This is a genomic window from Glutamicibacter nicotianae (genome assembly GCF_016907615.1).
In the GTDB taxonomy this organism is placed as follows: Bacteria; Actinomycetota; Actinomycetes; order Actinomycetales; family Micrococcaceae; genus Glutamicibacter; species Glutamicibacter nicotianae.
Genome location: NZ_JAFBCH010000001.1, coordinates 1,278,452 through 1,292,349, shown reverse-complemented (window position 1 = coordinate 1,292,349; position 13,898 = coordinate 1,278,452). Strand labels below are relative to the sequence as shown.

General features: G+C 59.7%; 10 protein-coding genes. 2 read left to right on the top strand and 8 right to left on the bottom strand.

Features of this window, described 5'->3' with window-relative positions; translation table 11 throughout:
• The first annotated feature begins 109 nt into the window (after positions 1-109).
• A complete protein-coding gene (locus JOE62_RS06315) occupies positions 110-814 on the top strand; it encodes a TetR/AcrR family transcriptional regulator (RefSeq protein WP_338085757.1) in 705 nt (234 codons plus the stop codon).
• Positions 815-883: 69 nt separating this feature from the next.
• Positions 884-1,345 (top strand): GNAT family N-acetyltransferase, encoded by a 462-nt coding sequence (locus JOE62_RS06310; protein WP_204721212.1) that lies wholly within the window; start codon positions 884-886, stop codon positions 1,343-1,345.
• Positions 1,346-1,691: 346 nt separating this feature from the next.
• Here JOE62_RS06310 and JOE62_RS06305 read toward each other — a convergent pair whose 3' ends face one another.
• The 8 genes from JOE62_RS06305 to JOE62_RS06270 all read right to left on the bottom strand — a co-directional run bounded on the left by JOE62_RS06305 (position 1,692) and on the right by JOE62_RS06270 (position 13,819).
• A complete protein-coding gene (locus tag JOE62_RS06305; protein ID WP_204721210.1) occupies positions 1,692-3,392 on the bottom strand; it encodes an ABC transporter ATP-binding protein in 1,701 nt (566 codons plus the stop codon).
• The gene (locus JOE62_RS06300; protein ID WP_038989696.1) at positions 3,389-4,453 is read right to left on the bottom strand and encodes an ABC transporter permease; all 1,065 of its coding nucleotides are present in this window, start codon (positions 4,451-4,453) and stop codon (positions 3,389-3,391) included. Before JOE62_RS06300 ends, JOE62_RS06305 begins: the two co-directional genes overlap by 4 nt.
• A gap of 51 nt (positions 4,454-4,504) precedes the next feature.
• Positions 4,505-6,022: an ABC transporter permease subunit gene (locus JOE62_RS06295; RefSeq protein ID WP_204721208.1), complete on the bottom strand. Its 1,518-nt coding sequence runs from the start codon at positions 6,020-6,022 to the stop codon at positions 4,505-4,507.
• Positions 6,023-6,162: 140 nt separating this feature from the next.
• A complete protein-coding gene (locus tag JOE62_RS06290) occupies positions 6,163-7,971 on the bottom strand; it encodes an ABC transporter family substrate-binding protein (protein WP_204721206.1) in 1,809 nt (602 codons plus the stop codon).
• Positions 7,972-8,408: 437 nt separating this feature from the next.
• Positions 8,409-10,052, bottom strand: coding sequence for an ABC transporter ATP-binding protein (locus tag JOE62_RS06285; protein ID WP_204721204.1), 1,644 nt, complete (start codon positions 10,050-10,052; stop codon positions 8,409-8,411).
• A gap of 3 nt (positions 10,053-10,055) precedes the next feature.
• Entirely contained in the window at positions 10,056-11,078 is a 1,023-nt protein-coding gene (locus JOE62_RS06280) for an ABC transporter permease (protein WP_223308906.1), read from the bottom strand.
• Complete coding sequence (locus tag JOE62_RS06275; protein ID WP_204721201.1) at positions 11,071-11,997, bottom strand: ABC transporter permease; 927 nt, start codon at positions 11,995-11,997, stop codon at positions 11,071-11,073. The genes JOE62_RS06280 and JOE62_RS06275 overlap by 8 nt, the downstream gene beginning before the upstream one ends.
• Before the next feature lie 190 nt (positions 11,998-12,187).
• On the bottom strand, positions 12,188-13,819 hold the full coding sequence (locus JOE62_RS06270) for a peptide ABC transporter substrate-binding protein (RefSeq protein ID WP_204721199.1): 1,632 nt from the start codon (positions 13,817-13,819) through the stop codon (positions 12,188-12,190).
• Positions 13,820-13,898: the final 79 nt, after the last annotated feature.

Below are 13,898 nucleotides of genomic sequence, written 5' to 3'. Positions count from 1 at the left end.
GTGTGCATTATCCGATGGCGGTCAGGTTATGCGCTTGGTGCGCGAGTTTCTTGGAAGCGCACGCTGCGACGAGTATGGTTAATATTTATTAACTGGTCACTGCCTACGGGTGGGTAAAACAGCTACATTTTTGACAGTAGTGGCAGCCGTCACAGTTGTCCAGACTGGGCTTGGCAAACGTAAGGAGTTGATGGTGTTGGCGAGCAAATATCAATCGCTCAATGAACCAACAGATCGCGAGCGCGCCAAAGCTGAACGACGCGAAGCGCTGTTACGCGAAGCCACGAGGCTTTTTGCCTTGAATGGCTACGCGGGCGTTTCCCTGGAAGACCTCGGCGCGGCCTGCGGAATTTCCGGTCCGGCAGTGTACCGGCATTTCGCTGGCAAGCAGGCCGTGCTTATCGCCCTGCTGGTAGACATGTCCAAAGACATCTACGCCGGAGGTTGCACAGCGGCGGAAGCCGGCGGCACTCCCCTGGAGGTGCTGTCGCGCTTGGTGGATTTCCACACCGATTTCTCGCTGTCCCGCCCGGATATCCTGCAGGTCCAAGACCGCGACCTGAAATCGTTGCCGAAGGCCGAGCTGGAACTGGTTCGCAAACTCCAGAACTCCTATATCGGGCTATGGACTACCGAATTGGCAAAATTGCATCCCACCGGAAGCAAGCAGTCGCACCGGTTCCGCGCGCATGCTGTCTTCGGCTTGCTTAACTCGACAGCCCATTCCGCTCACTCACCGAGGACTAAAAAGTCGGGTTTGAAGCCGTTATTGTCCAATATGGCACTCGCGGCGCTCACTTCCCCGGTAGTGTAGGTTTCAAGCCACTATTCCCAGGCGTGCCGAAACCGGCACGCTGACCCATACGATTGAAAGGCCTTTATCGTGCAGCTACGTGAAGTCCGCCCTTCCGACTTGGACGCATTCTTCGCTCACCAGCAAGAACCCGAGGCGAACCTCATGGCCGCTTATCAGGCGCGTAACCCAGCCGACCGCGCGGTATTCGACCACCACTGGAACTCGATTCTGAACGATCCTAATGTTCTGGTTCGCACCATCGAGCATGAGGGCGAAGTCGTTGGATCCATTCTGGTCTTCGACGGCGAAGTACCAGAAATCAATTTCTGGACTTCGACCAAGTACTGGGGCAAGGGACTGACCACCAGCGCAGTAGAAGCATTCCTTGCCGAATACACCAAGCGCCCCTTGACCGCACACGTGGTCCAGGACAACCTGGGTTCGATCAAGGTCCTGGAACGCCGCGGTTTCAAGACCATCGGCACCGAGCAGATCTTCTCCAACGCCCGTGCACAGGTTGTCACCGAAAACGTCATGCAGCTGGATTAGTTTCCCAACGCATTAAGCAAGAGCCGGCTCTCAATTGAGAGCCGGCTCTTGCTTCTTAACACGGTCCTGCAGCCAAAGTTTGCCCCTCGGCGGGCCGCAGCGTTGCCTTCGTTCTGCGAAAGGCAACGTTGTTTCCGCGGGAGTCTGGCTGGGCGTCTGTTCATCGGAATTGAGCCTTCACCCAACCTGCCGGGCACAACGCTGTGATACTTAACTCCCGTCTTCCACGAGCCTGCAAGCACCGCTTTCAACGTGCGGACAACCGCAAAATGCCATGACGGGCGAAAGGGGCGCGTTTCCAATGGCAATATTGGAAACGCGCCCCATTCGCTGTTCAGCGCAATGCCTACTTCGCGTTGTTCAGCAGGCGCCAAGCCTCACGGCGCACTGCCTGCTCATGCGGATCCGGAACAGGTGCGGCAGCCAACAGCCGCTTTGTGTATTCATGGGTTGGGGCGTGCAGCACGGTGTCCACCATGCCCTGCTCAACCGCCTTGCCGGACTGCATCACCACGACCGCGTCCGCCAGCATGTCCACGACCGCCAGGTCATGGCTGACGAAGAGGCAGGCGAAGTTGAAGTCCCGCTGCAGCTCCTGGAGCATTTCCAGGACAACTGCCTGCACCGACACGTCCAAGGCGCTGGTCGGCTCATCGGCGATCAGCAGCTCCGGGTTCAAGGTCAACGCACGGGCAATGCAAATACGCTGGCGCTGGCCGCCGGAAAGCTCGTGCGGGTACCGGTTGATCACGTTGCGCGGCATCTTCACGGCATCGAGCAATTCTTCGGCACGCTTGGTGCGCTCGGCCTTGCTGCCGATCTTGTGCACCACCATGGGTTCTGTGATGCATTCTCCAATCGGGAATCGCGGGTTCAAGGATGCGGCCGGGTCCTGGAAGATCACGCCGATGTCCTTGCGGACCTTGCGTGCTTCCTTCGGGGAAAGCTTGGGCAGGTTGTGGCCCCTGACCGACAAAGTGCCGCTAGCTACCGGCAACAGGCCCAGCACCGCCTTGGCAATGGTGGACTTGCCCGAGCCGGACTCGCCCACAATGCCCAGGACTTCGCCCTTGGCAACATCGAAGCTCACGTTTTCCACGGCGCGGAAGATCTTCCCGCGCATGTCGTACTCCAACACGAGGTCCTTGGCTTCCAGAACCAGCTCGCGCTCTGGAGGGGCGGTTTCCGAGCTGTGTGCAGCGGCCTGCGTGGTGACAACGGCCGGAGCCGACAGGCGGGGCACCGCAGCCAGCAGGCGCTGGGTGTATGGATGCTCTGGGCGCAGCAATACCTGATCCACGGTGCCCGTCTCCACGAGGTTGCCCTGGAACATCACCGCCACTTCATCGGCCATATCCGCAACAACACCCATATTGTGGGTGATGAGCAGGATGCCGGTATTCAGCCGGTCCTTCAGCTCGCGCAGCAGATCGAGGATCTCGGCCTGCACCGTCACGTCAAGTGCGGTGGTCGGCTCATCGGCGATGATGACCTTCGGGTCGCAGGAGATCGCCATGGCGATGACGATGCGCTGCCGCTGGCCGCCGGAGAACTGGTGCGGGTACTGCTTGATGCGCTTGGCGGGATCCGGGATGCCCACCATCTCCAGCAGCTCGATAGCCCGGTCGTTCGCTTCCTTGCCGTAGGCGATGTCGTGCAGTTCCAGCGCTTCGGTCAGCTGGCGCTCGATGGTGAGCACCGGGTTCAGTGCCGTCATCGGCTCCTGGAAGACCATGGCGATATCGGTGGCGCGCATCTTGCGCAGCTTGCCTTCGTCCAGGCCAACTACGTTGACGTTGCCGACCTTGGCGGCACCGGAGACATTCGCGTTTTCCGGCAGCAGGCCCATGGCCGCCGTCGAGGTGACCGACTTGCCGGAACCGGACTCGCCGACCAGCGCGACGACCTGCCCCGGGCGGACGGCCAAGGACAAGCCCTTGACCGCGTGGACGTCGGCACCGCCGGTGGCAAAGACGACGTTGAGGTCGTTGAAGCTCAGTGCGAAGTCTTCTGAGCCTTGTTCATTCATTGGTGCTGCGTGGCTCATGGCTTCTCCTTGCGGGTTGGAAGGGCGAACATGCCAGCGCGGCGGCGGCGCTTCTTTCCGACCTGGCGCGGGTCGAAAGCATCGCGCAGGCCGTCACCCAGGAAGTTCACCGACAGGGCGATGGCAACGATGATCATGCCTGGCCACCAGAACAGCCATGGACGGGTGGTGAAGGCGTTCTGGTACTGGCTGATCAGCAGGCCCAGCGAGGATTCCGGGGCCTTCACGCCGAAGCCGAGGTAGGACAGCGAGGACTCCAGCAGGATCGCGCCGGCGATCGCGAAGGTGGCGTTCACGATGATCACGCCCATGGTGTTCGGGATCAGGTGCTTGAAGATCACGCGGCTGGTCTTCGAGCCCATGGCCTGGGCTGCGGCCACGTATTCGCGTTCGCGCAGCGACAGGATTTCGCCGCGGACCAGTCGGGCCAGTCCGGTCCAGGTCACCAATCCGAGCACCAGGGCCAGGGTGATGATGGAGCCGGTGGAGGCACCGGCCATCTTGCCGAGCACTGCCGCCAGGACCAGCAGCGGGATCACGATGAACAGGTCGGTGATGCGCATCAGGATTTCATCGACCCAGCCGCGGAAGTAGCCGGAAACAGCTCCGATGACGGTTCCCAGGACGGTGGCGACCAGGCCGACGACGACGCCGATGATGATGGACTTCTGCGTTCCGTTCATGACCAGCGCGAAGTAGTCCTTGCCCACAGAGTCCTGCCCGAAGGGGTGCTCGCCGATGCGGAAGCCTTCGCCGCCGAGCCAGGTGGGAACCAGGCTCAGCGTGGGCTTGCCGCCGTCCACGACCGCTCCGGCATGGTAGTAGTTCTGCCCCCACCAGCCGGGGAACGGGCCCCAGCCGATGGAGCTGAATGCGAAGACTGTGATGACGATCAGCACGATCGTGGAAATCATCGCCGGCTTGTGGCTGACGAAGCGATCGAAGACGATGCGTCCCTGGCTCTTCGGCTTTTCGTGGATCTGGGCCAGCTTGGCGTCTTCCACCTCGGCCACGGAAGACAGGTTTTGCGGCTCGTTCAAGTTGTTATTCGTGGTGCTCATCGCTGGTCCTTAGGGTTGCAGGCATGAAGGATACTCATTGATTCATGCCTCCTAGACTCGGATTCGTGGGTCAAGCAGGGCGTAAACGATATCCGCCAGCAAGTTGAAGAGGATAGCGGCGGTACCGGTAACCAGGAAGAACGCCATCACGGGTGCCGGGTCGACATGGTCCAGGCCGGTGGCGAACATTTCGCCCATGCCCTTCCAGCCGAACACGCGCTCGGTGATCACTGCGCCGCCGATCAGGCCGGCGAAGTCGAAGGCGGCGATGGTGGCAATGGGGATCATCGCATTGCGGAACGCATGGCGGAAGATCACGGTGCGTTCGCTCAAGCCCTTGGAGCGCGCGGTGCGGATGTAATCCTGGCGCTGCACTTCGAGCATGGAGGAACGCGTGTAGCGCGAGTAGCTGGCCAGGGAGATCACCGCGAGCAGGATCGTTGGCATCAGCAGCTGGGTGCCGTTATCCAGGAAGTGGTCCCAGAAGCCGCCCTCGAGGTTGGCCGTGGAGGAACCGATGGTCGCGATGGGGCATCCCTTGACGTCCAAGAATCCAGGCCAGGCGCGGAACATGTGGTCGATAACGGTCAACGCTGCGCCGGTGACACCGGTGACGATGGAAACGGACATGGCTGCCTTGCGCAGGCGGCCTCCCATGAAACGCCCGATGGCTGCCGGGATCACTACCGCGAGGACCAGACCGAAGAAGAGGATCCAGCCATTTGGCTCCAGCAGCATGTAGAAGGTCGCGTAGTACATGGCCAGGACCAGCACGACGGTAATCAATGCCGGGTACAGGACGCGCTTTTCCTTCAGGCCAACGCTCATGGCGGTGGCGCTCAGGGCCAGCAGAGCCGTCAGCACGATGATGATGGCCGGGCCCATTTGCGGGTAGCGGTAGAAATTCAGCCACAGGCTGTACTGCAGCACCAGCGGGACGAAAACCGCGGCGGCGAAGAAGGTGATGCCACGGCGCTTGAGCGAGCCACCGAGGAACATCTGCAAGACGAGGCCGACAACGATGCCTATGGCTATGGACGTCCCCACGGATATCTGCGGATCGGCCAGCCAGTCGTTGTAGCTGATCGCCAGGTACTCCTTGAGCAGCACAGCTGCCCAGAAGACGGGAAGCGAGAAGAAGAGGAAGGTCAGGAAGGTAACGATGTAATCCAATCCGGAGTACTGGCGGATTGCAGTCAGCACGCCAATGGCGATACCCAGAACCGCGGCAATCACCGTAGCGAGCACGACCAGGCGCAAGGTAGATGATGCGGCGTTGGCCAGCAGGCCGGAGACCTCTACGCCGTTGATATTCCGACCCAGGTCGCATTGGCCAATCAGGCACTTGCTGGCACCTGTCAGCCAGTCCCAGTAGCGGCCGTACCACGGTGCATCCAGGTTCATGTATTCCACACGCTGGGCCATCAGGTACTCGCGGTTATCCGCATTGCTTTCGCGGAGGTCCTTGAGCGGGTCGCCTGAATTGATAACCAGTACGTAGAGCAAGAGCGATGCGGCAAACAGCACTGCCAGCGCTGAGCCCAGTCTCTTGGCGATAAATTTCCACACGGTTCTAATGTCCTACTTTCATCTCACGGAAGTGAGCCGGCCCTTGCGGTTGGGGACCTTTGAACACACTGCGGGGCCCGACTTGTGATCGGGCCCCGCACGTGTTCGCTCACGTTGTGCAAGTACGTTGCCTAGGGCAATTACTCAGCACGTACCCACTGCTCGGCGTTCCAGACGATCTGGTCCTGCGTTGCGGTGTGGCGGACATTCTGGATATCCGAACCCGAGGCGCTCAAGCCTGGGTGGGCGAATACCGGGATGCCGAACAGGTCATCCCACAGCAACTTCTCGATCTTCTTGGTCTGTTCCGCGTGGACTGCTGGGTCCAGCGAACTTGCCAGGGTCTCCCATGCGGCGTCGACTTCAGGGTTCGAGTACTGGCCGAAGTTCTGCGGCTTGCCGGTGGCGTAGATGTTCTGGCCGGAGGTGATCTGGCCGGAACCTGCCCAAGCGAACAGCGCTACCTCGTAGTCGCCACGATCCTGTGCACCATTTGGCGAGAAGAAGTCAGCCGAACCGGAGTCCACGATCTTGAAGCCGGCTTCGTCACAGGAGGACTTGATGGCCGAAACCTCGTTGGCACGACGCTCGTTAGGTGCCGAGTAGCCGATGCGCACTTCGGTGCCAACAGCATCCTGCTCTTCGAGGATCTTCTTTGCGCCCTCGATGTCCACCTCGTCGTAGCGGCCGTCATAGGATGCGTCCACTACTTCCTGGTAGTTGTCCTGGAATGGGAAGACTTCGCGGGCGTTCATCACGATGGCGTCTGGGTTCAGCGGCTTGATCAGGTTGTCAACAATCTGCTGGCGTGGAACGCACATGGCGAAGGCCTTGCGCAGTTCCAGGTTGGTCATTGCGTTGCCCTCGGCAAAGTTGAAGTCAAGGTGCTCCCAGGTCAGGGTGTCACCCTTCTGGATAGCCACCGCGTCGCCCAGGTTCTCCAGCTGCGCGAGCGTATCCACGGTCGGCTGCGGGTTGATGACGTCGACGTCCTTGTTCTGCAGCGCCTGGACCATGCTGGCGTCTTCAAGGAATCGGAAGGTCAATTCCTTAGTTGCCGGTGCAGGGCCGTAGTAGTTCTCGTTGGCAACCAGGGTTACGGATTCGCCAGCCTTCCAGCTGCCCAGCTTGTACGGGCCGGATACAGGCGAGATCTTCTCATCGGGCAGCTTGCCCGGGTCGGTCATCCAGCCTTCGTTCCAGAAGTCGGCTGCCTTCTTCAGCTTGTCGGACTCCCCGGCGCGGATGGCGCTGACGAGTTCTTCGGTACTCATGCCCGATTCCTCGGCCACAACATGTGCTGGGTGCAGCATCCAGGTCTGCAGAGCCCAGTCCGGATCAGGCTGGGCGAACTCAACAGTGAATTCCTTGCCGTCCCAGTCGCCCTGCGGGCCTTCTGGCACGGTGTCGCCGAGATCAACGGAAACCGAGTTGAACAGCGGCTTTTCCTTGGAACCCTCATTGAGGTTCAGGTTCTGCACTGCCCATGCGAACACGGAGTCGGCGACGGTGATCGGGGTGCCGTCAGACCACTTGGCATCTTCAGCGATCGTGTACTTGATGGTGAGCGGGTCGTCGCTGACCTTTTCGTAGCTGCCCAAAGCCTCGTTCGGGTACAGGGTGCCGTCGGTGCCGAAGTAGCTGAAGCCGGCAAACATGCGATCCACGATCGCCGAGTTGTAGGTGGAGTACGTGTTCGGAGTAAAGCCGTTGTAGCTGATGAATTCCGGTGCACCCACGGTGACGTTGATGGTGTCGTCGGCAGTGGTGATATCACCGAGATCAGCCTTGCCGCTGTTCGCTGCTTCTGCCGAGCCGTTGCCTCCACCTGCGTTGGCATCCTTCGATGCGTCTGCGCCGGTGTCTCCGCCGCCTGGAGCACAAGCCGAGAGGGCCAGGGCCAGGGCAGCTCCTACAGCTACTGCTTTCGAAACGCGCTGAAACCGCATTTCGCCTCCTAGAGTTCTTGAATGGTACGAGTTCCGGATCGATGGATCCACTGTGGATCAGATCACATGATCAATCCATTGAGGAATAGACTAACCCGAATTTTCTGGCTTGGATATAGAAAGAAGCGCTTCAGATTTCCGCCACCCCCTGCCTCTGAGAGTCATTCGCAATGCGCTTGTTACTCGCCGGTTTTCGAGACGCGCCTCACATCCCCGAGATTTCAAGGATTTCTTTCAGATTGGGAAAAATCAATCGGGCAACTGTTTCACGCATGTTGACTCGCGGAGTGATTTATAACATTTTTGCAACGTTTGTTTCAGGTTCATTAAATCTGAAATATTCGTTGAATATGACGCCGTTTGAGCTTACATTAAGCGCCGAATGGGCCAGTGGAACCTTTCGGTTCCACCGGCCCATTCAGTTGATTCCGGAGCTGCTAGATCAGTGAGGCGCCCGGGATAGCAGCCAGCAGATTGCGCGTATAGTCGCTCTTTGGCATATCGAAAATCTCGTCAGTCGTTCCCTGCTCGACGATCTTGCCGCGTTCCATCACGCAGACGTTATCTGCGATCTGGCGAACCACAGCCAAGTCGTGCGTAATGAACAGGTAGGTGAGGCCCATTTCACGCTGCAGCTCATCGAGCAGCTCCAGCACCTGGGCCTGGACCAGCACGTCCAACGCCGAAACAGCCTCATCGCACACGATCATTTCCGGCTGCAGAGCCAAGGCACGCGCGATGGCGATGCGCTGGCGCTGCCCGCCGGACAGCTCATTCGGGAAGCGGTGCATTGTGGAAGCGGGCATGGAGACCTGCTCCAGCAGCTCCTTGACCTTCTTCTCCCGCGATGCCGCATTGCCAATGCCGTGAATGCGCAGCGGCTCTTCGATCGTCCGGAAAATCGAGTACATCGGGTCCAGGGAACCGTACGGGTCCTGGAAGATCGGCTGCACACGCCGGCGGTACTTGAACAAGTGCTTCTCGCTCAGGTTGCCGATCTGCTCGCCATCAAAGATGATCTCGCCCTCGGTCTTGTCCAGCAGGTTCAGCACCATCTGGGCGATGGTCGACTTGCCTGAACCTGACTCGCCCACCACGGCAGTCGTGGTGCCCCGGGGGATCTCGAAGGAAACGTTGTCCACCGCGGTGAACTTCTCCTTCTTGCCGAAGCCCTTGCGGATATCGAAGACCTTCGTCAGGTTGCTGACCTTCAGTAGCGGTTCAGCCTTGCCCGGCTCAATCTCGTCCACAATGGCCTCGTGCTTGTCCCCGCGCTGCGCAGACAGCGACGGAGCCGAATTGATCAGGCGCTGGGTGTACGGGTGCTGCGGATTGCGCAGGATCTCCAGCGCCGGGCCGTATTCGACGACGCGTCCCTTGTACATCACGACGACCTTTTCGGCACGCTCGGCTGCCAGGCCCAGGTCGTGGGTAATGAGCAGCACCGCGGTGCCCAGTTCACTGGTCATGGTGTCCAGATGGTCCAAGATTTGCTGCTGCACGGTGACATCCAGCGCGCTGGTTGGCTCATCTGCAATCAGCAGGCGCGGACGGCAGGCCAGGCCAATGGCGATCAGCGCACGCTGGCGCATCCCGCCGGAGAATTCGTGCGGGTACTGGCCGGCACGGGTCTCCGGATCGGGCAGACCTGCATCAGCCAAGACCTGGGCCACGCGCTTGTTGGGGTTGTCCCCCGCCAAGCCGTTGGCCTTCAAAGTTTCCTTGACCTGGAATCCGATCTTCCACACCGGGTTCAGGTTGGACATCGGATCCTGCGGAACCATGCCAATATGGTTGCCGCGCAGCTCGACGAAACGCTTTTCGCTGGCCTGGGCAATGTCTTCGCCATCAAAGAGAATCTGGCCGGAGGAAACCTTGCCGTTGCCGGCCAGCAGGCCGATAGCGGCCAGGGCCGAGGTCGACTTGCCCGAACCGGACTCGCCCACGATGGCCACGGTTTCGCCGGGCATCACGGTGAAGTTCGCGTCGCGGACCGCGTGGACCGGACCGTCAGGGGTGGAGAAGGTAATCGCCAGGTCCTTGACTTCCAGCAGCGGCTTTGGAGTTGCACTCTGAGTCATTGCTTAGGCTCCCTTCCGGGCCTTCGGATCCAGTGCATCACGCACTGCATCGCCGAGCATGATGAAGCTCAAAACCGTCACCGAAAGGAACAGCGCTGGCCACATCAGCATGGTCGGGTTGTTGCGCAGCTGGGTACGCGCCGAGGAAATATCGTTGCCCCAGCTCATGACGTCAGGTGGGAGCCCGACGCCCAGGAAGGACAGCGTGGCTTCGGCCACGATGTACACGCCCAAGTTCACTGTGGCAACAACGATGATCGGTGCCAGGGAATTCGGAATCACGTGCTTGAGCAACGCACTGAACTTGGACAGGCCCAGAGCGCGCGAGGCCTTCACGAAGTCCGCATTGCGGGCCTCGATCACAGCACCGCGGGTAATGCGCGCCAGCTGCGGCCAGCCGAAGATCGCAAGCGTGACGATAACCGTCCAGACGCTTCGGTTCTCGCGGAATGCCGGCAGCTGCATCACGATGATGGCGCCCAGGATCAGCGGCAGAGCGAAGAAGATGTCACCCAGGCGGGCCAGGATCGTGTCGACCCAGCCACCGTAGTAGCCTGCCAGCGCGCCGATGGCGCCACCAAGCAACACCACGATAAGGGTAGTGAAAACGCCTACCAGCAGCGAGGCACGCGTGCCGTAAATAGTGCGCGCATAGATATCGCAGCCCTGCAGGTTGAAGCCCATGATATGTCCAGGGCGTGCTGGTTCGTTGGAATTCTCCAAGAGGCAAGCCTGGTTGCCAGCCGGATCAATCGATGTGAAGAGCTGCGGGAAGGCAGCTACGACGATGACCGCGATGATCATGATCGTGGAGATGATGAATAGCGGCTGCTTGCGCAACGAACGCCAAGCTTCGGCCCACATGGACAAGGGCTTGCCGGTTTCCTTGACCGAGTCCACCGCTTGCAGGGGGGTTTCGTCCAGCGGAGCAACGTAGTGCTCGATCTTGTACTTGGAAACCTTGCCGGCGCGGTTGCTGCGGATGGGCAAGCCGTCTTCGGGATTAAAGTTCTGGTTCTCAGGCATAACGGATCCTTGGGTCAAGCAGTGCGTACAGCATATCCACGATCAGGTTGGCAAGTACGAAGACGATCACCAGAACGCCTACGACTGCAACCACTGTCGGGGTTTCGCCCTTCTGGATTGCTTGGTAGAGCAGGTGGCCGACACCGGGCACATTGAAGATGCCTTCGGTGACAATCGCGCCACCCATCAGTGCACCCAAGTCGGCACCCAGGTAGGTCACCACGGGGATCAGGGAGTTGCGCAGGATATGCACGGTAACCACGCGATTGCGACTCAGGCCCTTGGCGGTCGCGGTGCGTACGTAGTCAGCGGTCTTGTTCTCGATGACGGAAGTACGCGTCAGGCGCAGCACGTAGGCCAGCGATACCAGGCCGAGCACCAATGCGGGCAGGATCAGTTCGCCCCAGGTTGCCGCGCCGGAAACTGTAGGTTTGGCCCATTCGAGCTTGACACCGACCACGTACTGCAGCAGGAAGCCGAGCACGAAAGTTGGAACTGCAATGACCAGCAGCGACGCAACCAACACGGTCGAGTCGAACAGCTTGCCCTTGCGCATACCAGCAATAACGCCGAGGATGATGCCGAATACGGCTTCAATAACCAATGCGAGGATTGCCAGGCGTGCCGTGACGGGGAACGCCCGCGCGAGCATCTCCTTGACTTCCTGTCCGGAGAACGAGGTTCCCAGGTCCAAGGTCACCAGGTTCTTCAGATACAGGCCATATTGAACCCAGAACGGCTTGTCCAGGTTGTATTGCGCGGTCAGGGCGGCTTTGGTGGCATCGCTCATGGGCTTGCCACCAGAAAGCGCGGCGATCGGGTCACCCGGGGTGGCGAAAACCAGGAAGTACACTAGCAGCGTTGCTCCGATGAAGACCGGGAACAGCTGCGAGATTCGCTTCAGGGTAAAAATTAACATGCTTGCATCTCACCTCGAGACACGTGAGGGCACAGGGCCATTTTCATCCTCTTTCCGTCGATAAGTAATTCGACGTTTGTTTTTGCGAGGCAGGACAAACACGCCAAAGGGAGACCCTGTTGTTCTCGGGTCTCCCTTAGCGCGGTTTCAGCTTCTATCCGGTCTGACTTGGTCGGAAGCTGAAGGGAACTTATTTGCCAGTGATTTGCTGGTACAGCGGAACACCGTTCCACCCGAACTCGACGTTATCCACGTTCTCGCTCCAACCACCCTGGACTGCCTGGTACCACAGCGGGATGGCTGGCAGATCCTTGAACAAGATCTCCTGTGCCTCGTTGAAGATCTTTGAGCCCTCGGCAGGATCCGTGGCCGACAGGCCCTCGGCCAGCTTGTCGTCGAATTCCTTGCTGGAGTACTTGCCATCGTTCGAACCAGCCCCGGTGCCGAATAGCGGACCAAGGAAGTTGTACAGCGATGGGTAGTCGGCCTGCCAACCGGTACGGAATGCACCGGTCATCTTGTAGCTGGTGACCTTCTCGCGCAATTCCTTGAATGACGAGAATGGCTGGGCAACTGCATTGATGCCCAGGTTGCTCTTCAGCTGGTTGACGACAGCTTCGACGTATTCCTTGTTGCCAGCGCCGTCGACGTTGTAGCCGATGGAGAATTCGAGGCCGGAGTCCCACTTGCTGATTTCATCAGCCTGTTCCCACAGCTTCTTGGCTTCAGCTGCATCGAAGTCCAGGACTTCGCTGCCTGGAATGTCTGCGCTGTAGCCTTCGAGCACTGGTGCGGTGAAGTCATCGGCCTTGACCTTGCCGCCCTGGTACACCTTGTCGATGATCAGCTGGCGGTCAATGGCCCGGGAGATCGCAGCACGGCGCAGGTTGCCCTCTTCGCCCTGCTTGAAGTGATCCAGGTAGCCCGGGATGGTGATGGTTGCGTTGCCGGCGTATGGCGAGTTGACCGAGCGGTCGCCCAGGTCAGTCTCGTACGAAGCCAGAGAGCTTGGCGGGATCTGGTCCAGCACATCCAAGTTATTGGATTGCAGATCGCTGTAGGCCGAGTCCGTGGACTGGTAGACCTTGAAGTCGATGCCGCCGTTCTGGGCTTCGCGTGGGCCCTCGTAGCTTTCGTTGACTTCCAGCTTCAGGTTGACGTCGTGGTTCCATTCGGTCAACTTGTAAGGGCCGTTGCCAATTGGCTTTTCGCCGAAGGCCTTTGGATCCTCGAATGCCGCTTCAGGCAATGGCATGAATGCGGTGTAGCCCAAGCGCAGCGGGAAGTCGGACTCAGGCTGGGACAGCTCGACGGTGAAGGTGGTGTCATCCACGACCTTCAGGCCCTCCATCTCATCCTTCTTGGAGCCTTCCTTGTTGACCTCGTCGAAGCCCTTGATGGACTCGAAGAAGTACGAGTTCAACTGCGCGTTCTTGGCTGCGGCACCGAAGTTCCAGGCATCCACGAACGAAGCAGCAGTTACTGGGGATCCATCAGAGAAGGTCTGTCCGGCCTTCAGCTTGATGGTGTAGTTCTGGGAGTCTTCGGTTTCGATGGACTCGGCGAGTTCATTGACCGGCGCGCCCTTGGCGTCGTAGCTGACCAGACCGGTGAAGATCAGGTCCATGACGCGACCGCCGCCAACTTCGTTGGTGTTGGCCGGCAGAAGGCCATTCTGCGGTTCGGTGGTGTTTGCGGTTACGACATACGAGCCGTCACCTTCGCCACCGGCGGTTTCGGTCGAACCGCCGCCACAAGCGGACAGGGTCAGCGCCAAGGCTGCAGATAAAACGACAGCCTTAGATGCGTGCGAGTATCGCATCCTATTTCTCCTCAACAGATCGTTGCTGCTTCTGCATTTCGCAGAGCCGTGCAGGCAAGCGTGAGCTATAGCACGTAGT